Consider the following 21676-nt stretch of genomic DNA (forward strand, 5'->3'; position numbering starts at 1 on the left):
TTCCCCCCCCCGGGCCCCGGGCGACCCGGGGGCCCGGGGGGGCCCGGGGGGCCCCGGCGGCCCCGGCGCCGCGGGGGCCCCCGCCACTATCGCCGGTGGCACCGGCGAGCGCGGCGAGGACGGCGGCGCCGGCGGGACCGGCGGCACCGGCGGGGTCGGTGGCGCGGGGGGCGCATCCGTCCACGGCGCCGCGGGCCTGCAGGGCGTCGGCGGGGCCGGCGGCACCGGCGGCACCGGCGGCGATCCGGGCAACGGCGGCCGGGGCGGCGACGGCGACGCCGCCCATCCGGACGGTGGAGCCGGCGGCAACGGCGGCAACGCCGGGGCCGGCGGTGCCGGTGGCACCGGCGGGGCGGGCTCGACCCTCGGGGCTACCGGGGTGACCGGCGCCGCGCCCACCGGTCCGGCCGGCAACGGCGGTGACGGCGGCAACGGCTACCACGCGACCGTTGCGGGGGCCAACGGCGGCAACGGCGGCGACGGCGGGACCGGCGGCGCCCACGGCAACGGCGGCAACGGCGGCGACGGCGGAGCCGGGGCGACCGGCAAGAACGGTGTCGCCGGCATCAACGGCGGCAATGCCGGTAACGGCGGCAACGGCGGAGCGGGCGGCGCCGGCGGCAACTCCCTCGGCGACGGCCACGGCGGCCACGGCGGCAACGGCGGCGCGGCCGGCGACGGGGGCCGCGGCCTGGACCAGTCGGGCCAGCCCGTCGGCGCCGCCCTTCCCGGCAGCGGCGGCAACGGCGGGCAGGGCGGGACCGGTGGCGCGGGCGGCAGCAGCGCCAGCGCGCACGGGGCCGGCACCGGCACCGGCGGGGCCGGCGGTAAGGGCGGGGCAGGCGGCAACGGCGGCGGCAACGGGATCGCCACGGTGGACGCGCCCAACAATGTGCAGTACGGCAGCGGCGGGGCCGGCGGAGCCGGTGGGGCCGGGGGCAGCGGCGGGCGCGGCGACAACGGTGCGGCCGGTCCCAACGCCGGCTTCGACGGCGGCAACGGCGGCGCCGGTGGCCAGGGCGGGGCCGGCGGCTCGGCCTACCAGGGCAACGCCGCCCTGGGCGAGCACGGCCGGTTCGGCACCAACGGTGACGGCGGCGCCGGCGGAAGCGGCGGGACCGGCGGCGGTGGCGGCACCGGCGGCACCGGGGTAGCCAGTGCCGGCGGCGCCGGAGGCAACGGCGGCAACGGCGGCACGGCCGGTGCCGGCGGCGCCCCCGGCACCGGCTTCTACGCCCAGCCCGGAATCAACCAGGCGCCGGTCGGGATCGGCGGCGTCGGCGGTGACGGTGGCGGTGCGGGCGCCGGCGGTTCCGGCGGGATCGGCGCTGCCGGGTTCACCGGCGGCACCGGCGGCAACGGCGGTGTCGGAGGTTACGGCGGCCACGGCGGGGACGGCACCGGCAGCTTCTATTCGCAGGGCTCCAGCGGCGGCAACGGCGGCTCAGGCGGCGCCGGCGGCAACGCCGGGACCGGCGGAGCGGGCGGTTCGGGTGCGCAAGCCGGTAGCGGTGGCAACGCCGGTGCGGGCGGCCACGGCGGCGACGGCGGTGATGGTGGCACCGCCACCCTGGCCTCGACGAACGTGCACGGCGGGGCGGCCGGCGATGGCGGCGCCGGAGGGACCGCGGGCCTTATCGCCGCCGGCGGTGCCGGAGCCCGCGGCGGCGACGGCGGCGACGGCGGGGCGGGGGGCCACGGCGGGACGGTCGGCAGCACCGGCGCCAACGGCGCCGGGGGCGTCGGCGGCGCCGGGTCGGGGACGGCAGCCCATGGGGCCACCGGCGGCCCGGAGGGCCCGGTCAACGCCTCCATCCCGCTGTATCTACAAAGCAACGGGATCAGCCCGATCGTCTACATCTCGATCAACGGCGGTCCGCCGGTGCCGGTTCAGATCGACACCGGCTCCACCGGGCTGACGATCCTGGGCAACAGCCAGGGCCTGGGCGACTCGGTCTATGCCGGCAGCGCGAGCTACGCCGGCCTGGGCAATCAGTCCTACAGCTACCACACCTACGACACCACGGTCGGCTTCTGCGACAAGGCGGGCGCCTGCCCCACGGACCTGGTCACCGATCCCACCGCGGTCAATATCGTCGACCCGGCATCGAACGCTTTGATGACGAGCTACTTCAACCAGTACGGCATCGCCGGGGTGCTCGGCATCGGGCCCAACAACGGTTTCTCCGGCACCTCGACAATCATTTCGGCGTTGCCGGGTGCCCTCAACCAGGGTGTGCTCATCGATGCCACCCGCGGCGAGGTGGTGTTCGGCCCGAACCAGCTGGACCCGGAGCTGTCGCTTCCGGGCTCCCCGTTCGTCGACACCATGGTGTCGATCAACGGTGGTGCCCCGGTGGCGGTGTCCACCTCGATCGACTCCGGCGGCATGTTGGGCAGCGTTCCGCAGTGGCTGTTCCCCAGCGCCGGGATCGGTACGCAGGTACCGGCCGGCACCCTCATCTCGGTGTACTCCGCCGACGGCGAGAAGCTGCTGTACTCCTTCACCACGACCGCGACCAACAGCCCGTACGTGTGGTCGAACACCTCGATGAACTCCGGCTACTTCCCGTTCTCGGAGAACCCGATCTACATCGACTACCGCCCCAGCGGATTCGGGTCGACGGTCTTTGACCGCTGAGGCCCGTCAGGCGGCACCCGAGAATTCGTGCGCGATGCCGGAGATGGTTCTCCAGAATCGCGGCGATCTCGATGCTGGGTCCCAGCAGGCCGAATGCGGTGCTCGCGACGACGTCCTCTGATGCCGCAGGCGTTGCTCGACAGTGGGATCGAGGCAGAACTTGAAACACCGCAGATGGTGGTAGCTGGGTCGGGGTCGATTGCGGCTTGGCCGCGTTCGTCGTCGCCGCCACGACCGGCGGCACAGAGGTAGCCCGGATCACCGATGCGCCCGAGAAGGGCGGTGCCGAACACCCACCAGAGTTGTTCGACACGCTTTAGAACAGCTCCTTGGCCAGCAGTTCCAGGGTGTGCTCGCGGCCGGGCGCGGTGGCCGGGTCGGTGCCACGGCGCGCCGAGGCCACCGGGTTGACCATCACCTCGTCGACGCCGAACTGCTCCGCCAGCGCCTTGAGCTGATCGGCGGCTTCGGCGGGCGCGCCGACGACCGCCCGGCGCAGCCCGCCGTCGATGATGCGCTGTTCTTGATCGGAGACGCGAGCCGCCTGCGCATCCTCGACCAGGTCCACCGCGCCCAGCGGTCGCCCGGTCCGCAGCCGGGCCATCATCTGCAGATTCGGCAGCATCAACGCCATTGCCTCATCGCGGGTTTCGGCGACCGCGGCGTTGACCGTCAGGAACGTCGTCGGCTCGGCACACCACGCGCTGGGCACGAAATCAGCTCGGTAGGTGGCCAGGGCCTCCTCGGTGCCGTGCCCGGAGAAGTGGTGGGCGAACACGTAGGGCAGTCCCTTGGCCGCGGCCAGCCGCGCCGAATACATGCTCGACCCCAGCAGCCACAGCCGCGGCTCGCTCGCCGCGGCCGGAGTGGCCTTGAGCAGGTAGTCGCCGTCGCGCAGTTGAACCTGCACGCCGCGGCTGCTCATCATCGCCCGCACATGGTCGAGGTAGTCGGGGAAGTTCGCGATCTCTTGCTCGTCGTGGCCCCCGCGCAGCATGACCGAGGTGACCGGGTCCGACCCGGGCGCCCGGCCGATACCCAAGTCGATGCGGCCCGGCGCGGCCGCCTCCAGCAATGCGAATTGCTCGGCGACGGCCAGTGGGGCGTGGTTGGGCAGCATCACTCCGCCGGATCCGAGCCGCAGCCGTGCGGTCTGTGCGGCCAGGTAGGCGATCAGCACCGGCGGGCTGGTGGCCCCGACCGACGGCATGTTGTGGTGCTCGGCCACCCAATACCGGGTGAAACCGAGCCGGTCAGCGACCTGGGCCAGCCGCACCGTGGCCGCCAGCGCATCGGCGGTGGACTGATCGGTGCGGACGGGGACGAGATCAAGGACGGAAAGGCGCACCCTTGGGTCAACGCGCATCCGCCGCCGGACCTTCCCGATCAGTCCGCGAGCCCGGCGTGGCGGGCCGCATCGGCGAAGACATCGTCGAGCATCGCCGGGGTCAGCCGGCCGGTGAACATGTTCTGCTGGCTGGGGTGATAGCAGCCGATCAGCCGCAGTCCGGGGCCGAGTTCGGCGACCGCACGGTGACCGAACTTCGGTTTCGGTTTGGGCACCCGCTCGGCGGCCAACCGCAGCGCGACCTGCCAGGCGAAGCCGCCGAGGGCGACCATCACCCGCACGTGAGGAGCCAGCAGCTGCCACTCGGCGTCGAGCCACGGCGCGCAGGTGTTGCGCTCGGCCGTGGTGGGAGCGTTGCCCGGCGGGGCGCAGCGCACCGGGGCGATGATCCGGATCGTGCTGGTGTCCAAGCCGTCGGCGGCGTCGATACTGGTCGGCTGGTTGACCAGACCGGCCCGGTGCAGCGCGGCATACAACTGGTCGCCGGAGCGGTCGCCGGTGAACATTCGCCCGGTCCGGTTCGCCCCGTTGGCCGCGGGCGCCAACCCGACGATGACGATCCGCGGCGTCGGCGACCCCCATCCAGGTACCGGCCGGCCCCAATACGGTTGATCGGCAAAGGATTTCCGTTTGGCGACGGCTACCTCTTCGCGCCAGCTGACCAGCCGCGGGCAGGCCCGGCAGACGCTGATCAAGGCGTCCAGCTCGGGGATCGACTCGGATTGGTCGGCCAGCTGCACCACGTGCGCGGCATCGGCGGCCGGTGGCGTCGCCGGGGTCGCCGGGTCGCCGGGCCAGCCGGTACCGGGACGCACCGGGGAGTCGAAGGGCTGTCCGGTGCGGGGGTGGTTGAGCATGAGACCATCCTGCCGCCGAGTGCACCGGCGATTAGAAGCGGTTACGCACAAGCTGCTCCGCCACGTTCCGGCCGGGGCCAACGACGCAGAGCGGGCAAGCCGCCGCGTTCGCAGAGTTCGCCCGGTAGTCCGACGACCGCCATTACACTCCCGGCAGGCGTTGGCCCTCGGGGAACAGGACGGCCCGGAATGCGACGGTACTGCGGACATATCGCGCTGGCGATCGTCTTGACCGCGTCCTGGGTGACCGGCTGCTCTTCGGTCCACCAGACGGTCGACTCCACCGCTACAGCCACCGCGACGCCCTCCCGGGCGCCGTCACCGTCGGCGCTGATCGGCCCCGACGGGGCCACCGTCGAGATCACCCTCAGCGGGATGCGGGCCACCGCAACGGCACCGGCGGGCGTCGGCGACCCGGGTGTGCCGTTGACGATCTCACGCGGGTCGCAACCGCACGGCCAACCGTTTGCGGCGGCGGTGGCCGCCAGTGCCCCGGTGTCGATCGCGCTCGGCTCCGGACTGCAGCCCAAGCAGCCGATCGAGCTGCGGTTCGACCTGTCCGCCGATCCGCAGCTGGCCGGCGCGTTCAGCGATTCGGTGAAGCCGGTGATCCGCTCGGTCTCCGGTGCCGACGGGTCGGTGATCGACCTGCTGCCGGCCGCCTGGGATCCGGCGACCCGCACGGTGAGCGCCGCCACCGACCACCTGTCGGTGTTCCAGGTCATCGCCGCCGACCTGGGCAAGGTGGTCGACACCATCCGAGGGGTGCTGCTACCCGGCACCACGTCCGGTCCGAGCTGCACGGGAAGCAGTCAACTGACCATCGGATCGATCTCCTACACACTCAGCGCGTCCAAACCTGACGCCCCGGTCACCGGCTGCCTACGCGATGCCGGCGCCGGCGCCGTCGGCGTCGACTTCGCCAACAGCAGCAGCCAGTTCTACGGCCTCACGTCCTCCCCCGCCGGGACCTTCACCAACCCGACACCGCTGAACAGCAACGACCAACTCGCGGTCTGGCTGTTCGGCGACAAGAACGGGCTGCTCACACCGCGCTCCGGCGGCCAGCTCGTCCTACCGGCCGGCACCACCACGGCCACGATCAATGTCGATGTGAATCCGGTTGCACTGCAACTAAATTCGATTCTGACCGGGCTCGGGATGCTGGGCATCGACGGCGACCAGCTGGTCACGGTGTTCCAGAACAGCCGGTCGGCCTGGGACTGCGCGCTGACCGCGATGAACGCGGTGCAGCTTCCCAAGGACGCCTACCAGGCCCGCGATCAGTACGGCAGCGTCGCCCAATGCCTGCTGGCCGGGATCGGTGCCGCCGGCGGGCCGATCAGTGGCGCAGCGGGCGCCGACCCGGCGTATCTGGGCGATGTCGTGCATCGGACCGGCGTGGCCCTGTCGCTGGTGACCACCCTGCCCGACCAGTTCTTCGCTAACATCGCCGGCGCGATCGGCGAGGTGACCGGCAAGAATCACCTGGAGTTCACCCTCAACGGACAGCGACCCACCGCGCCGGCCCGCGGCATGGGCACCTTGAAACTGAGCGTGTTCCACTCGCACACCAATCCCGGTGACACCGGAGTCGAGCTGGCGCCCAACCATTTTCAGCTGAGCAAGTCCAAACACGACGGCACGTTCTGGGTCGACTTGGGCCTGCGCTGGAAGACCAGCGACGGCAAGGGGCTGTTTTCCTACTGCACCGAGCAGACCAAGGTCCTCGACAGCGGCGGCGGCGTGGTGCTGACGCGTAAGCAGCGACTAGCGACCTGCGACGGGGGCGGCGGCTGGGATTTCCAGCTCACCAAACCCGGCACCTACACCTACGTCGTCGACCTGCAGGGCGAGCCGAGCGGCTCAGCCCACGGCGAGCAGCAGTTCACCGTCGATCCGTAGCGACACGGCCGGCACCCGGCTCCGTAGGATCGCCTGCGTGGATTCCGACGCGCTCGCCCCGTTGATCGCCGACCTTCCCGACGGGATGGTGGTCACCGATCCGACGATCACCGCGGGCTACCGGCAGGACAACGCCCTGGACCCGTTGGCGGGCACACCGCTGGCGGTGGTGCGGCCGCTGCGCACCGAGGAGGTGCAGACGGTGATGCGCTGGGCCAGCGCGCATCGGGTGCCGGTGGTGACCCGCGGCGCGGGCACCGGACTGTCCGGCGGCGCCACCGCGGTCGACGGCGGGATCGTGCTGTGCACCGAGAAGATGCGCGAGATCACCGTCGATCCCGTCACCCGCACCGCGGTGTGCCAGCCCGGCCTGCTCAACGCCGAGGTGAAGAAGGCCGTCGCCGCGCACGGCCTGTGGTACCCGCCGGATCCGTCGTCGTTCGAGATCTGCAGCATCGGCGGCAACATCGCCACCAACGCCGGCGGGTTGTGCTGCGTCAAATACGGCGTCACCACCGACTACGTGCTGGGTCTGCAGGTGGTGCTGGCCGACGGCACCGCGGTGCGCCTGGGCGGGCCGCGGCTCAAAGATGTCGCCGGCCTCTCGCTGACCAAACTGTTCGTCGGCAGCGAGGGCACCCTCGGGGTGATCACCGAGGTGACCTTGCGGCTGCTGCCGGCCCAACCCAAGTCGGCGGTGGTGGTGGCCACGTTCGACTCGGTGGGCGCCGCGGCCGAGGCGGTGCTCGACGTCTCCGGGCGGCTGCGCCCATCGATGCTGGAGTTCATGGACTCCGCGGCGATCAACGCCGTCGAGGACCAACTGCGGATGGGGCTCGATCGCGACGCCGCCGCCATGCTGGTGGCCGCCTCCGATGAACGGGGTCATGCCGGCGCGGAGGACATCGAGCTGATGGCGGCGGTGTTCACCGAGCACGGCGCCAAGGACGTGTTCTCCACCGACGATCCCATCGAGGCCGAAGGCTTCGTCGCGGCCCGGCGGTTCTGCATCCCGGCCGTCGAGGCCAAGGGGCCGTTATTGCTCGAGGACGTCGGGGTGCCGCTGCCGCAGCTGGGCGAGCTGATCACCGGGATCGAGAAGATCGCCGCCGAGCACCGGCTGATGATCGCGGTGATCGCCCACGCCGGCGACGGCAACACCCACCCGCTGATCGTGCACGACCCGAACGATCCCGGCGAGGTGCGCCGCGCCGAGACGGCCTACGGCGAGATCATGGATCTGGCGATCGCCCTGGGCGGCACCATCACCGGCGAGCACGGGGTCGGGCGGCTCAAGCGGCCCTGGCTGGCCGAGCAGCTGGGCCCCGACGCGATGGCGCTGAACCAGCGGGTCAAGGCCGCACTCGACCCGCTGAACATCCTCAACCCGGGCTCGGGGATCTGACCGCACCGCGACTCGGAATCCTGCGACGCTTCCCCCGCGTGTCTTGTCGTGGATTTCCGATTCCATTGACACCGGGCGCGCGATTGTCGTATCAATGAGACATGACGACCGCCTTGTCTCATCCGAAGTTCGAGCCGTGCAACGCCGAAACCTGGCCGAATCCGTGGCCGATGTACGCCGCGCTGCGCGAGCACGACCCGGTTCACCACGTGGTCCCCGCCGACAAGCCCGACCACGACTACTACGTGCTATCCCGGCACGCCGACATCTGGGCTGCGGCCGCCGACCACGAGACCTTCTCCTCCGCGCAGGGCCTGACCATCAACTACGGCGAGCTGGAGATGATCGGGCTGGCCGACAACCCGCCGATGGTGATGCAGGATCCGCCGGTGCACACCGAGTTCCGCAAGCTGGTGGCGCGCGGTTTCATGCCGCGGCAGGTCGAGCGGCTGGAGCCCAAGGTGCGCGAGTTCGTCGTGCAACGCCTCGAACGGCTGCAGGCCGACGGCGGCGGGGACATCGTCGTCGACCTGTTCAAGCCGCTGCCGTCGATGGTGGTCGCGCACTACCTGGGGGTGCCGGAGCAGGACCGGGCCCAGTTCGACGGCTGGACCGACGCGATCGTCGCCGCCACCACCAGCGAGGACGGGGTCGCTTCGGCCGGGGACGCGATCGGCGAGATGATGGCCTACTTCACCGCGCTCATCGAACGCCGCCGATCCGAACCCGAGGACGACACCGTCTCGCATCTGGTGGCGGCCGGGATGGGCGCCGACGGCGACATCAAGGGACTGCTGGCGGTGCTGGCGTTCACCTTCACCATGGTCACCGGCGGCAACGACACCACCACCGGAATGCTCGGCGGCTCAGTGCAATTGCTGCAACGCTACCCCGACCAGCGGCGGCTGCTGGTGGACCGCCCGGAGTTGATCCGCGACGCCGTCGAGGAGCTGCTGCGGCTGACCTCGCCCGTGCAAGGTCTGGCCCGCACCACGACCCGGGACGTGACCGTCGGCGACACCACCATTCCGGCCGGCCGCAAGGTGCTGCTGCTCTACGGCTCGGGCAACCGCGACGAGCGCCAGTTCGGGCCGGACGCCGCCGAACTCGACGTGCTGCGCAAGCCGCACCAGATCCTCACCTTCAGCTATGGCGCGCACCACTGCATCGGCAACCAGGCCGCACGCATGCAGGCGCGGGTGGCGCTGGAGGAGCTGCTCGCCCGCTGCCCGGACTATGCGATCGACGAGGCCGGGATCCGCTGGGCCGGCGGCAGCTACGTGCGCCGACCGCTGTCGGTTCCGTTCACCGCCGCGTCATGATGGCCGGGCGGTCCTGGCTGTCGGATCAGCGCGGCGAACTGGCGGCCGAGAAGATCCTCGACGCGGCCGAGACGTTGTTCGCCCAGCATGACCCCGGCTCGGTCGGCATGACTGAAATCGCCCGTGCGGCCGGGTGTTCGCGCGCCACGCTGTACCGCTACTTCGAGAGCCGCGACGCGCTCTACACCGCCTACGTGCACCGCTGGGCCAACGCGCTGTATCAGCAGCTGACCGAGCGGTTGGCCGGTATCGACGATCCGGCCCAGCGGCTGGTCGCCGGGATCACCGAGTCGCTGGCGCTGGTGCGGGCCAACCCGGCGCTGGCGTCGTGGTTCGCCGAGACCGGTCCGCCGATCGGTGCCGCGATGGCCGAGCGCTCCGAGGTCATCACGGTGATGGTCACGACCTTCCTGTCCGCGCTGGGGACCGACGACACCGCGGCGGTGCAGCAGCGCGCCCGCTGGGTGGTGCGGGTGATGACGTCGCTGCTGAGCTTCCCGGGCCGCGACCCCGACGACGAGCGGGCGATGCTGATGCAGTTCGTGGTGCCGGTCGTCGTTGCACCGGACCGACTCAGGTCGGCGGGGGCCGGTTCAGGGGAATAGGAGAGCTGCCCGGCTTTGCGCGACAACGGCGGGTGCGTGGCCGAGCCGACCGCGATTTGTCGCGCAGAGCCGGGCAACTAGCCCTGTGGGTCCGGCCGGCAACGCGGCTCAGGCCTTGACCCGGGTGAACCGGTGCAGCAACCAGGACACCGGAATGGTGACCGCCATCGTGCCAACGAACAGGTTGAGCATCGAGCCGGTGTACACCGGTGCGCGCAGCACCTCCACCATCACCACCTCCATCAGCACCAGATGGACCAGGAAGATCTCATAGGAGATCTCCCCCAACCACACCATCGGCCGACTCGCCAGCAACCGCGCGTACCAGCCCTGGTTGCCCAGTGCCAGCGGCGCCACCGCCAGAGTGGCGATCGCGGCGTAGAAGCCGGCCTTGACCAGTGCCTCGGAAAGTTTGGCCGGCGAGGTGGTGGGTTCCCCGGCGATCGGGGTGGCCGCGATGACATAGCAGATCAGCGCCAGCGGAATCGCCACGAAACCGTAGCAGCGCACACCCATCGCCTGCAGCACCGCCAGCGCCATTCCGCCGACGAACCAGACCAGGTAGGTCGGCAGCCACAGCCGGGCACCGTCGGGCAGAAAGTCACCGGCGTGCACCAGGATCAGCCAGGCCGGGCTGATCGCCGCCACTGCCGCCAGCCCGGCCAGCAGGCGCACCGGCCGCCACTGTCGCCGGCACAGCCAGACCAGCGTGAGCCAGGCCAGCAGCGGCAGAACCACATAGAAGGCGACCTCCACCGCGAGGCTCCACATCTGGGTGAGGCCCTGATGCAGATAGCCGAACATGTAGTTGTCGGTGTAGATCTGGGTCAATGTCAGGTTGCGCAGCAGACCGATCCAGTTGTGGCCGGGATTCGGGCCGGCGGTGCGGTAGTGGTAGATCAGGTAGGCCAGCAGCACCGTGACGACGTACGCGGGCATGATGCGCCGCACCCGGTGCCAGGCGTAGCGGCGTACCGAGGGTGCCGGACGCTCGAAGGCGGTGGCGCGCACCCAGGGCCGGAACAACAGAAAACCGGAGAGCACAAAGAAGATCGGCACCCCGATCTCCATCCGGGAGCCCAGCAGGCCGGCGTAGCCGTGGGTGTACTTGCCGGTGGTGTAGGCCGCGTGGGTGCCGACGACCAATATCGCGGCCACCGCGCGCACGCCGGTGAGCGACGCGACCCGGTCGGCGCGGGAGACCTGCTCGAGTCCGCCCTGGGCGACCTCCTCCTGCGGCAGCGTCATCCCATCCGTTTCCGGTACGTCCCCCCGTCGCCGTGGCGGTCGGGCTTGCCGGATGGGCGGTCGCGGCGCAGGTTGATCAGCTGGCCCTGAATGCGGGTGCGCTCCAGCGCCTTGAGTGTCTTGCCCGACAACTTCGCCGGCAGTTCCACCAGCGAGTGATCCACCCGGATGCTGATGTTGCCGAAGTCGCTGCGGTGCAGGCCGCCTTCGTTGGCCAGTGCCCCGACGATCGCACCCGGAGAGACCTTGTGCCGCTTGCCGACCGCGATCCGGTAGGTGGCGAAGCCGTCTTTGGGACCGCTCTTGCGGTCGTCCTTGCGATCGGGCCGATCGGCCCTCTCCCGCGAACGACGTTGGGCAGCGGGCGGTTCGGGCTCCATCAGGAATGCCTCGCCGTCGCGGGACTGCAGCGCCAGCGCAGCGGCGATGTCGGCCATCGGAACGTTGTGCTCGCGGCTGTACTCCTCGACTAGGCCGCGGAAGACATCGGTGCCGGGAGCACTGAGGGTGGCGGTGATCGAGTCGGCGAACTTCGCCACCCGCTGCGCGTTGACATCCTCAACCGTGGGCAGCGCCGACTCGGTGAGCTTCTGGCGGGTCGCCTTCTCGATCGCCTTGAGCAGGTGGCGTTCCCGTGGGCTGACGAACAGCAGCGCGGTGCCGGACCGCCCCGCCCGCCCAGTGCGGCCGATGCGGTGCACGTACGCCTCGGTGTCGTGCGGGATGTCGTAGTTGACCACGTGTGAGATGCGTTCAACGTCCAGGCCGCGGGCTGCGACATCGGTGGCGACCAGGATGTCGATGTTGCCGCTCTTCAGCGCGGCGATGGTCCGCTCACGCTGCGCCTGGGCGATGTCACCGTTGATCGCGGCCGCGGAAAACCCTCGGGCACGCAGCTTTTCGGCGACCTCCTCGGTGGCCTGCTTGGTGCGGACGAACACGATCATCGCCTCGAAGGACTCGACCTCGAGCACCCGCGTCAGGGCATCCATCTTGCGCGGGCCGGCGACCTCGATGTAGCGCTGGGAGATGTTCTCCGCCGTCGTGGTTTTCGCCTCGACGGTGACCTCGACCGGGTCATGCAGATAGCGGGCGGTGATCCGGCGAATCGCCGGCGGCATCGTCGCGGAGAACAACGCCACCTGCTTGTACTGCGGGGTGTCGGCCAGAATGCGCTCGACATCCTCGGCAAACCCCATCTGCAGCATCTCGTCGGCTTCGTCGAGCACCAGGTAGTCCAGGTGCGACAGGTCCAGACTGCCGCGTTCGAGATGGTCGATGACCCGGCCCGGAGTGCCGACCACCACCTGGGCGCCGCGCTTGAGCCCGGACAGCTGCACCGTGTAGGACGCTCCGCCGTAGATCGGCAGCACATTGACCCGCGGCAGGTGCGCGCCGTAGCGCCCGAACGCCTCGGCCACCTGCAGGGCCAGCTCCCGGGTGGGCGCCAGCACCAGCGCCTGGGTGGCCTTGCTGGCGGTGTCGATGCGCGACAGGATCGGGATGGCGAACGCTGCGGTTTTGCCGGTGCCGGTCTGCGCCAGGCCGACCACATCGGAGCCGGCCAGCAATGCCGGGATGGTGGCGGCCTGAATCGCCGAGGGCGTCTCGTAGCCGACGTCGGCGACGGCCTGCAACACCGAAGGGTGGATCTGCAGGTCAGCAAAGGTCGTGGGAAGGGCATCAGGGGAGGTCATCGCGCCTAGCAGTCTACGGGCAACCGCGCCCTTCTATCGCCACAGCCGAGGCGCACCCGCCAAGGCGCCGGTGTGTCGGCCGCGCCTCCCGGAGTTGTCGTGCGCGCGACGGTACGGTGCCCGGTGTGTTTGCTGCCGCTAGACCCCTTGTCGTGGTCGGCGGGCTGGGCGTGGTGCTGCTGGCCGGTTGCAGTTCAGGCGATTCCACCGTCGCCAAGACTCCGCAGAACACCAGCCCTCCGGCCGCCGCCGACGGGACTGCCACCTCCCCCACGACCGGGCCGACGACGAGCGCCGGCCCGGCGCCGGCGGACCCGTGCGCGGTCAACCTGGCCGCCCCAGCGATCGTCAAAGCCGTCTCGGAGCTGCCCCGCGACCCGCGCAGCGGTCAGCCGTGGAGCCCGGAACCCGTCGCCGGCAACTACAGCGAGTGTGCCGACCTGTCGGCGGTGATCGTCAAGGCCAATACCAACGCCGAACGTCCCAGCACCCGGGCGGTGTTGTTCCATCGCGGCGTGTTCGTTCCGCAATCGGTGCCGGACACCTACGGGTTCAACGGAATCGACCTCACACAGTGCACTGCCGACACGGTGGCGTTGAAGAACGCCAGCGGCATCGCCGGGTTGAGTGGGCTGGTCAAGTTCCGTTGGAACGGCACCGGCGTGGAGATCATCGGCAACACCGGCCGATAGCCGCGAACCGGCCCCGCACCCGCGCTAATGGTCGCGGTGCGAGGGCCGCCCGAGATCATCGGTGTCGTCGGGATCCTCCCGGTAGTGCCGGTTGCGGCGCGCCGGGCCCCTGCCGGTGATACCGAATTTCGCCAACACGTCAGGCACCGGCGTGCCGTTGGTGACCGACCGGAAGTGCTGTTCGGCGTCGACATGAAAGCCGTTGTGGCTCACCGGCTCCGACTCCGGCACCGGCGCCCGTGGGAGTTCGACGGTCAGCGGCTCGGTGACGGGATCGTCATGTCGGGCTGGATGCCGGACTGGTCGAGGGGCGCCGCGGTGGGCCTCCGGCTCGCTCGGGGCGACGGTCGGGAGCAGCTCGGTCGGCTCGTCGACGTCGCGGGCCGCGCGCAACGCCGCGAAGTGGCGCGGCAAGCTGACGCGTTCCACGACGCGTGCATCGGCGAGGCGAATCCCGTCGTCGAGTTCGTCGAGATCGTTGAAATCGGGCAGGTCATCGGGGCCGTCGATCGCCCGCGGTGTCCGGCGGGCCGGCGGGATGACGATGCCGACCAGGAACAACGCGGCGGCCACCCCGAACAGGGCGATGAAGGCGGGCAGCAGCGTCGACTCCGACATCGCCGCCGCAAACGGCTCGTGCAAAAACTCGGGCAGCTGCCGCCCGTCGGGGTGCGGGCCGCCCGGCATCGGGGGCAGGTCGGCGGAGATCCGCGATGTCATGAAGGCGGCCATGCTGGCGCTGCCCAACACGGCTCCGACCTGGCGGGTCGCGTTGTAGACCCCGGAGCCGGCACCGGCCAGGTGCGGCGGGAGGTTGCGGGTGGCCGTTGCCGCCAGCGGCGACCAGATGAACGCCATCCCGACGCCGACCGCCGCGAACGGCAGCAGCAGGCGCCACACCGGGGTGGTGGACGTCATCTCGATCGACAGCCAGGTCAGCGCGATCGCCAGCACCGAGAAACCGAACCCGACCACCGCGCGAGGATGTGCCCGGTCGACGATCTTGCCGACGACCGGGGCGAGCACGCCGGTGGCGATCGCCATCGGCGCGGTCAGCAGCGCCGACCGGGTCGGCGACATCCCGCACACCACCTGCGCGTAGAACATCACCGGCAGCACCATCGCGGTAGCCGCGAAACCGATGACCGCAACCCCGAAGTTAGCCAGGCCGAAATCCAGATCACGAAAGATGTGCAGCGGGACCAGCGGCTCGCCCGCTGTGACCGCCTGCCAGTAGACGAAGACGGCCAGGCAGCCGATGCCTCCCACGACCAGCGCCCAGATCCACGGCGCCCACCCCTGCGACTCCCCCTCCTGCAAGGCGAAGACGACCAGGAACATCCCGATGCCCGACAGCGCCACCCCGAGCAGGTCGAACCGATGCCGATGCACGGGCAGATCAGGGACCAGCAGGAACGCCAGGACCAAGCCGAGGACGCCGATCGGAACGTTGACGAAGAAGATCCACTCCCAGCCGAGCCGGTCCACCAGCACCCCGCCGGCCAGCGGTCCGATCAGCGTCGCGACACCGGCGGTCGCCCCCCACACGCTCATCGCCATACCGCGACGGTCGGCGGGGAACGTTCGGGTGATCACCGACAGGGTCTGCGGTGTCAGCAGCGCCGCCCCGACGCCCTGCACCGCCCGCGCGGTGACCAGCATCGCGATCCCACCGGCTAGCCCACACCACAGCGAGGCAGCGGTGAACACCGCCAGCCCGGCCAGGTAAAGGTACTTGGGACCGAACCGGTCGCCGAGTCGTCCGGCGACCAGCAGCGGCACCGCGTAGCCCAGCAGGTAGGCGCTGGTGACCCAGATCACCGTGTCGTAGCCGATGTCGAGCGCCGCCATGATGCTGGGGTTGGCGACCGCGACGATCGTGGAATCCACCAGGATCATGAAGAACCCCAGCATCATCGCCCACAGCGCGTGCCACGGATTGGTCGCATCCGCCGAACCGGGCGATCGCGAGGCCGCGACTCGCACGGCCTCGCCATGCCTCCCGTGATCGCCGGGTCGAGTCCGGCTGCTCGCGGTGCTCACAAGCGCCGCCCCTCCCCTCGCTGCGCTCTGCTGTTGCGGGCATGAAGCCACTTGATCCGACGCTACGGACAGATTTTGCGTTGAACAACTCGCGGCCCCGACGCGGGGATTCGCTGCTGGATGGCTACTGCGCTATTGAAGCGGGTAAACCTCTAGCGGGGCGTTAGCCTGAACACCACGGCGGCGAAACGGGAGGCAACATGGGCATCTTTCGACGACGGCGGTCGGCGCAGGAACCGGCGCCGGCCCCCGGCGCTGAGAAGCCCAGCATGGCGGCCCGGGTGCTGTCGCGGGTCATCGAGCGCAGTGAGCGGGTGCAGGGCCCGGCGGTGCGGGCCTACGTGGAGCGACTGCGCCACAGTGAGCCCGGCACCAGCCCGGCGCAGGTAGTGGCGAAGCTGGAAAGGCGTTACCTGGCGGCGGCGACGGCCAGCGGTGCCGCGGTGGGCGCGACCGCGGCGGTGCCGGCGATCGGCACCCTGCTCGCGCTGTCGGCGGTCGCCGGGGAGACCGCGGTCTTCCTGGAGGCCACCGCGTTCTTCGTGCTCGCCGTCGCCGAGGTGCACGGCATTCCGGTCGACAACCGGGAGCGACGTCGCGCCCTGGTGCTGGCGGTGCTGGTCGGCGACGAGGGTAAGGGTGCGGTGGCCGACCTGCTCGGCTCGGGCCGCACCAGCGGCGCGTGGCTCACCGAGGGGACGGCCGCCCTGCCCCTGCCGGCGGTGTCGGAGCTGAACTCCCGGCTGCTGCGGTACTTCGTCAAGCGTTTCACCCTGCGGCGCGGGGCGCTGGCGTTCGGCAAGCTGTTACCGGTCGGCCTGGGCGCGGTGATCGGGGCCCTGGGCAACCGCATGATGGGCAAGAAGATCATCGGCAATGCCCGCAAGGCGTTCGGCCCGGCCGCCGACCGCTGGCCGGTCACGTTGCATCTGCTGCCGGCCCTGCGGGACGACGATGCCAGTCCCGCGCAACCGTCGGCCTGATCAGGCCGGCGGACATTCGGCGGCGAGCCTGGCGGAATAACTGGGAGAGGCTAGCCTTTATGAGGCAGGCGGGCGCGGCGCACATGCCTCGCCGGACGACCAGGAATCGAGGCGAGAAGCAGTCGTGAGCGGTATGAGTTCACCCTTCGGTCAGAACGAATGGCTAGTCGAGGAGATGTACCGCAAATTCCGCGACGATCCGTCGTCGGTCGATCCGAGCTGGCACGAGTTCCTGGCCGATTACAAGCCCGGCGGTGATGGGTCGCCGACACCCGCGTCCCCGCCGGCGCCACCTGCGCCAGCGGCACCACCAGCCCCAGCTGCACCGGCGGCGCCAGCTGCACCACCGGCTGCCCCAGCTGCACCGGCGACCGCCGCGAAACCCGCAAAGTCGGCGAAGCCCGCCAAGCCCGCCCCCTCGCAGGCCCCCGCTCCGGCCGCCGACGCCGAGGTGCAGGTGCTGCGTGGGGCGGCCGCCGCCGTGGTCAAGAACATGTCCACCTCGCTGGAGGTGCCGACGGCCACCAGCGTGCGTGCCGTGCCGGCCAAGTTGATGATCGACAACCGCATCGTCATCAACAACCAGCTCAAGCGGACCCGCGGCGGCAAGATCTCCTTCACCCACCTGCTGGGCTACGCGCTGGTGCAGGCGGTCAAGCAGTTCCCCAACATGAACCGGCACTTCGCCGAGGTCGACGGCAAACCGTCTGCGGTCACCCCGGCGCACACCAATCTGGGACTCGCCATCGACCTGCAGGGCGCCGGCGGCAAGCGCTCCCTGGTGGTGGCCGCCATCAAGGGCGCCGAGTCCCTGCGGTTCGCGCAGTTCGTCGCCGCCTACGAAGACATCGTGCGCCGCGCCCGGGACGGCAAGCTGACCGCCGAGGACTTCTCCGGGGTGACGATCTCACTGACCAACCCCGGAACCATCGGCACCGTGCATTCGGTGCCCCGGCTGATGGCCGGTCAGGGCGCGATCATCGGTGTCGGCGCCATGGAGTACCCCGCCGAATTCCAGGGGGCCAGCGAGCAGCGCATCGCCGAACTCGGCGTGGGCAAGCTGATCACCTTGACCTCGACGTATGACCACCGCATCATCCAGGGCGCGGAATCCGGTGACTTCCTGCGCACCGTGCACGAGATGTTGCTCTCCGACGCCTTCTGGGACGAGATCTTCTTCGAACTGTCCATCCCCTACGAGCCGGTGCGGTGGCGCACCGACAACCCCGACTCGGTGGTGGACAAGAACGCCCGCGTCGTCGAGCTGATCGCCGCCTACCGCAACCGCGGCCACCTGATGGCCGACATCGACCCGCTGCGGCTGGACAACACCCGCTTCCGCAGCCACCCCGACCTCGACGTGCTGACCCACGGCCTGACGCTGTGGGATCTGGACCGCGAGTTCAAGGTCGAGGGCCTGCCCGGCGGCGACTTCCGCAAGCTGCGCGAGATCCTGTCGGTGCTGCGCGACGCCTACTGCCGCCACGTCGGCGTGGAGTACACCCACATCCTCGAGCCCGAGCAGCAGCAGTGGCTGCAGGAGCGCATCGAGGTCAAGCACATCAAACCGACTGTGGCGCAGCAGAAGTACATTCTGAGCAAGCTGAACGCCGCCGAGGCGTTCGAGAACTTCCTGCAGACCAAGTACGTCGGGCAGAAGCGCTTCTCGCTGGAGGGCGCCGAGACCGTCATCCCGATGATGGACGCGGCGATCGACCAGTGCGCCGAACACGGGCTCGACGAAGTCGTCATCGGCATGCCGCACCGCGGCCGGCTCAACGTGCTGGCCAACATCGTCGGCAAGCCCTACTCGCAGATCTTCACCGAGTTCGAGGGCAACCTCAACCCGGCCGAGGCGCACGGCTCCGGCGACGTCAAGTATCACCTGGGCGCCACCGGGGTGTACCTGCAGATGTTCGGCGACAACGACATTCAGGTGTCACTGACCGCCAACCCGTCGCACCTGGAGGCCGTCGACCCGGTCCTGGAGGGGCTGGTGCGGGCCCGCCAGGATCTGCTGGACCGGGGCGCCTCGGACAGCGACGGCCAGCCGGCATTCTCGGTGGTCCCGATGATGCTGCACGGCGACGCCGCGTTCGCCGGGCAGGGCGTGGTGGCCGAGACGCTGAACATGGCGATGCTGCCCGGCTACCGGGTCGGCGGCACCATCCACATCATCGTCAACAACCAGATCGGGTTCACCACGGCGCCGGACCACTCGCGGTCCAGCGAATACTGCACCGACGTCGCCAAGATGATCGGCGCGCCGATCTTCCACGTCAACGGCGACGACCCCGAAGCGTGTGACTGGGTGGCCCGGTTGGCGGTGGACTTCCGCCAGAAGTTCCACAAGGACGTCGTCATCGACATGCTGTGCTACCGCCGCCGCGGGCACAACGAGGGCGACGACCCGTCGATGACCAACCCGTACATGTACGACGTGATCGGCACCAAGCGCGGGGTGCGCAAGAGCTACACCGAGGACCTGATCGGCCGCGGCGACATCTCGATGAAAGAGGCCGAGGACGCCCTGCGCGACTACCACGGTCAGTTGGAGCGGGTGTTCAACGAGATCCGCGAACTGGAGAAGCACGCGGCGCTGCCCAGCGAGTCGGTGGAGTCCGAACAGCAGGTGCCGCGCGGGCTGAACACCGCGGTGGACAAGGCGATGCTGGCCCGTATCGGCGATGCGTTCATGGCGATTCCCGACGGCTTCACCGTGCATCCCCGGGTGCTGCCGGTGCTGGAGCGCCGGCGCGAGATGGCCTACGAGGGCAAGATCGACTGGGCGTTCGCCGAACTGCTGGCGCTGGGTTCGCTGGTGGCCGAAGGCAAGCTGGTTCGGCTGTCCGGACAGGACACCCGCCGCGGCACCTTCTCGCAGCGCCACTCGGTGATCATCGACCACACCAACGGCGCCGAGTTCAGCCCGCTGCAGCTGCTGGCCACCACGCCCGACGGCACCCCGAGCGGCGGCAAGTTCCTGGTCTACGACTCGCCGCTGTCGGAGTTTGCTGCGGTCGGCTTCGAGTACGGCTACACCGTCGGCAACCCGGACGCCCTGGTGTTGTGGGAGGCGCAGTTCGGCGACTTCGTCAACGGGGCCCAGTCGATCATCGACGAATTCATCAGCTCCGGTGAGGCCAAGTGGGGTCAGCTGTCCAATGTGGTGCTGCTGCTGCCACACGGCCATGAGGGCCAGGGGCCCGACCACACCTCCGGGCGCATCGAGCGTTTCCTGCAGTTGTGGGCAGAGGGTTCGATGACGATCGCGATGCCCTCGACCCCGTCGAACTACTTCCACCTGCTGCGCCGGCACGCCCTCGACGGAATCCAGCGGCCGCTGATCGTGTTCACCCCGAAGTCGATGCTGCGCAACAAGGCGGCGATCAGCGACATCAAGGACTTCACCGACGTCAAGTTCCGCTCGGTGCTCGAGGAGCCCACCTACGAGGACGGCGACGGCGACCGCAGCAAGGTCACCCGGGTCCTGCTGACCAGCGGAAAGCTCTACTACGAGCTGGCCGCCCGCAAAGCCAAGGACGGCCGCGACGACGTGGCGATCGTGCGGATCGAACAGCTGGCCCCGCTGCCCAAGCGGCGGCTGGGCGCGACCCTGGACCGCTACCCCAACGTGGAGCAGTTCTTCTGGGTGCAGGAGGAGCCGGCCAACCAGGGAGCGTGGCCGCGGTTCGGCCTGGAGCTGCCGGAGTTGTTGCCCGACAAGCTGACCGGGATCAAGCGGATCTCGCGCCGCGCCATGTCGGCGCCGTCGTCGGGTTCGTCGAAGGTGCACGCCGTCGAACAGCAGGAGATCATCGACGAGGCGTTCGGCTGAGGAACGAAGCCGAACAATCGAGGAGCATCAAACGCCGACGAGGCGTTCGGCTGAGGAACGAAGCCGAACAATCGAGGAGCATCAAACGCCGACGAGGCGTTCGGCTGAGCGAACGCACTCAACACCGGCGAGCGTCTGTGCGCAACACGCCGCGTCGTGCTGAGCAACTGCGCACGCTCACCGAGGCCGACTAATCCAGTACCGCCGGTACCGGATAAGCTCGGGGGGTCCACCGACTGCTGGGAGAGCACATGCAGGGATTCGCCGGGAAAGTCGCCGTCGTCACCGGTGCCGGTTCGGGTATCGGCCAGGCGCTGGCCATCGAGCTGGCCCGCGCGGGAGCGCAGCTGGCGATCAGCGACGTCGACACCGAGGGGCTCGCCCAGACCGAGCGGCGCTTGACCGCGCTGGGCGTGCGGGTCAAGGCCGACCGGCTCGACGTCACCGAGCGGGAAGCGTTCCTCGCCTACGCCGACGAGGTCAAGGAGCACTTCGGCAAGGTCAACCAGATCTACAACAACGCCGGCATCGCCTACAGCGGCAACATCGAGGTCAGCCCGTTCAAGGACATCGAGCGGGTGATGGATGTCGACTTCTGGGGCGTGGTCAACGGCACCAAGGCCTTCCTGCCGCACCTGATCGCCTCCGGCGACGGCCACGTCGTCAACATCTCCAGCTTGTTCGGGCTGCTGTCGACACCGGGCCAGGGCGCCTACAACGCGGCGAAGTTCGCTGTCCGCGGCTTCACCGAGGCGTTGCGTCAGGAGATGGCCATTTCCGGGCACCCGGTCAAGGTCACCACGGTGCACCCCGGCGGCATCAAGACGGCGATCGCCCGCAACGCCACCGTCGCCGAGGGGCTGGACGCCGCCGCGATGGCCGAGTTCTTCGACCGGCGGTTGGCCGCCACCACCGCCGAAGAGGCTGCCCGCGTGATCCTGGCCGGGGTCAGCAAGAACCGGGCTCGGGTGCTCATCGGCAAGGACGCCAAGGTTCTCGATCTGCTCGTGCGTGTCCTGGGTTCGGGATACCAACGGCTGTTCACGTTCGTCATCCCGAAATTCATGCCCCGGTAGCGCATCCAGTAGGAAT

Annotated in this window: 14 protein-coding genes; 9 read left to right on the forward strand and 5 right to left on the reverse strand. The window is 69.9% G+C overall.

Annotation, left to right across the window (positions count from 1 at the left end; translation table 11 throughout):
* On the forward strand, positions 1-2641 hold a 2641-nt coding region (locus tag A5694_RS23740), incomplete at its 5' end, for a PecA family PE domain-processing aspartic protease (RefSeq protein ID WP_064923125.1).
* Positions 2642-2957: 316 nt separating this feature from the next.
* Here A5694_RS23740 and A5694_RS16575 read toward each other — a convergent pair.
* Both A5694_RS16575 and A5694_RS16580 read right to left on the reverse strand, forming a co-directional pair.
* The gene (locus tag A5694_RS16575; protein ID WP_064923127.1) at positions 2958-3989 is read right to left on the reverse strand and encodes an LLM class flavin-dependent oxidoreductase; all 1032 of its coding nucleotides are present in this window, start codon (positions 3987-3989) and stop codon (positions 2958-2960) included.
* Between the two features lie 38 nt (positions 3990-4027).
* Positions 4028-4846, reverse strand: coding sequence for a uracil-DNA glycosylase (locus A5694_RS16580; RefSeq protein ID WP_064923129.1), 819 nt, complete (start codon positions 4844-4846; stop codon positions 4028-4030).
* Positions 4847-5035: 189 nt separating this feature from the next.
* Between A5694_RS16580 and A5694_RS16585 the strand changes: the two genes are divergently transcribed.
* The 4 genes from A5694_RS16585 (at position 5036) to A5694_RS16600 (ending at position 10083) form a co-directional block, all read left to right on the forward strand.
* Positions 5036-6751, forward strand: coding sequence for a hypothetical protein (locus A5694_RS16585; protein WP_064923130.1), 1716 nt, complete (start codon positions 5036-5038; stop codon positions 6749-6751).
* Positions 6752-6788: 37 nt separating this feature from the next.
* On the forward strand, positions 6789-8156 hold the full coding sequence (locus A5694_RS16590) for an FAD-binding oxidoreductase (RefSeq protein ID WP_064923132.1): 1368 nt from the start codon (positions 6789-6791) through the stop codon (positions 8154-8156).
* A 101-nt stretch (positions 8157-8257) separates the two neighbouring features.
* On the forward strand, positions 8258-9478 hold the full coding sequence (locus tag A5694_RS16595; RefSeq protein WP_064923134.1) for a cytochrome P450: 1221 nt from the start codon (positions 8258-8260) through the stop codon (positions 9476-9478).
* The gene (locus A5694_RS16600; RefSeq protein WP_064923136.1) at positions 9478-10083 is read left to right on the forward strand and encodes a TetR/AcrR family transcriptional regulator; all 606 of its coding nucleotides are present in this window, start codon (positions 9478-9480) and stop codon (positions 10081-10083) included. Before A5694_RS16595 ends, A5694_RS16600 begins: the two co-directional genes overlap by 1 nt.
* Positions 10084-10191: 108 nt before the next feature.
* Here the strand turns inward: A5694_RS16600 and A5694_RS16605 are convergent, their stop codons facing one another.
* Together A5694_RS16605 and A5694_RS16610 are read right to left on the reverse strand one after the other, a co-directional pair.
* Entirely contained in the window at positions 10192-11331 is a 1140-nt protein-coding gene (locus A5694_RS16605) for an acyltransferase family protein (protein WP_064923138.1), read from the reverse strand.
* Positions 11328-13028, reverse strand: a complete 1701-nt coding sequence (locus tag A5694_RS16610) for a DEAD/DEAH box helicase (protein ID WP_064923140.1) — start codon at positions 13026-13028, stop codon at positions 11328-11330. Before A5694_RS16610 ends, A5694_RS16605 begins: the two co-directional genes overlap by 4 nt.
* A gap of 125 nt (positions 13029-13153) precedes the next feature.
* On the opposite strand from A5694_RS16610, the gene A5694_RS16615 reads away from it, so the two are divergent.
* Positions 13154-13720 (forward strand): LppP/LprE family lipoprotein, encoded by a 567-nt coding sequence (locus A5694_RS16615; RefSeq protein ID WP_234786480.1) that lies wholly within the window; start codon positions 13154-13156, stop codon positions 13718-13720.
* A gap of 24 nt (positions 13721-13744) precedes the next feature.
* Here A5694_RS16615 and A5694_RS16620 read toward each other — a convergent pair whose 3' ends face one another.
* Complete coding sequence (locus tag A5694_RS16620) at positions 13745-15637, reverse strand: MFS transporter (RefSeq protein ID WP_064923194.1); 1893 nt, start codon at positions 15635-15637, stop codon at positions 13745-13747.
* A gap of 326 nt (positions 15638-15963) precedes the next feature.
* On the opposite strand from A5694_RS16620, the gene A5694_RS16625 reads away from it, so the two are divergent.
* The 3 genes from A5694_RS16625 (at position 15964) to A5694_RS16635 (ending at position 21660) form a co-directional block, all read left to right on the forward strand.
* Positions 15964-16746, forward strand: a complete 783-nt coding sequence (locus A5694_RS16625; RefSeq protein ID WP_064923143.1) for a hypothetical protein — start codon at positions 15964-15966, stop codon at positions 16744-16746.
* A 124-nt stretch (positions 16747-16870) separates the two neighbouring features.
* A complete protein-coding gene (locus A5694_RS16630; RefSeq protein WP_064923145.1) occupies positions 16871-20584 on the forward strand; it encodes a multifunctional oxoglutarate decarboxylase/oxoglutarate dehydrogenase thiamine pyrophosphate-binding subunit/dihydrolipoyllysine-residue succinyltransferase subunit in 3714 nt (1237 codons plus the stop codon).
* 251 nt (positions 20585-20835) lie between these two features.
* The gene (locus tag A5694_RS16635; RefSeq protein WP_064923147.1) at positions 20836-21660 is read left to right on the forward strand and encodes an SDR family NAD(P)-dependent oxidoreductase; all 825 of its coding nucleotides are present in this window, start codon (positions 20836-20838) and stop codon (positions 21658-21660) included.
* Positions 21661-21676 lie beyond the last annotated feature (16 nt).

The organism is Mycolicibacter sinensis, assembly GCF_001667945.1.
Taxonomy (GTDB): Bacteria; Actinomycetota; Actinomycetes; order Mycobacteriales; family Mycobacteriaceae; genus Mycobacterium; species Mycobacterium sinense_B.

Bases quoted from the DNA above. Each gene is read 5' to 3' on its own strand.
- A5694_RS16620 (WP_064923194.1), bottom strand. From the start codon at position 15,637: ATGATGCTGGGGTTCTTCATGATCCTGGTGGATTCCACGATCGTCGCG.
- A5694_RS16580 (WP_064923129.1), bottom strand. From the start codon at position 4,846: ATGCTCAACCACCCCCGCACCGGACAGCCCTTCGACTCCCCGGTGCGT.
- A5694_RS16610 (WP_064923140.1), bottom strand. From the start codon at position 13,028: ATGACCTCCCCTGATGCCCTTCCCACGACCTTTGCTGACCTGCAGATC.
- A5694_RS16625 (WP_064923143.1), top strand. From the start codon at position 15,964: ATGGGCATCTTTCGACGACGGCGGTCGGCGCAGGAACCGGCGCCGGCC.
- A5694_RS16600 (WP_064923136.1), top strand. From the start codon at position 9,478: ATGGCCGGGCGGTCCTGGCTGTCGGATCAGCGCGGCGAACTGGCGGCC.
- A5694_RS16585 (WP_064923130.1), top strand. From the start codon at position 5,036: ATGCGACGGTACTGCGGACATATCGCGCTGGCGATCGTCTTGACCGCG.
- A5694_RS16635 (WP_064923147.1), top strand. From the start codon at position 20,836: ATGCAGGGATTCGCCGGGAAAGTCGCCGTCGTCACCGGTGCCGGTTCG.
- A5694_RS16605 (WP_064923138.1), bottom strand. From the start codon at position 11,331: ATGACGCTGCCGCAGGAGGAGGTCGCCCAGGGCGGACTCGAGCAGGTC.
- A5694_RS16595 (WP_064923134.1), top strand. From the start codon at position 8,258: ATGACGACCGCCTTGTCTCATCCGAAGTTCGAGCCGTGCAACGCCGAA.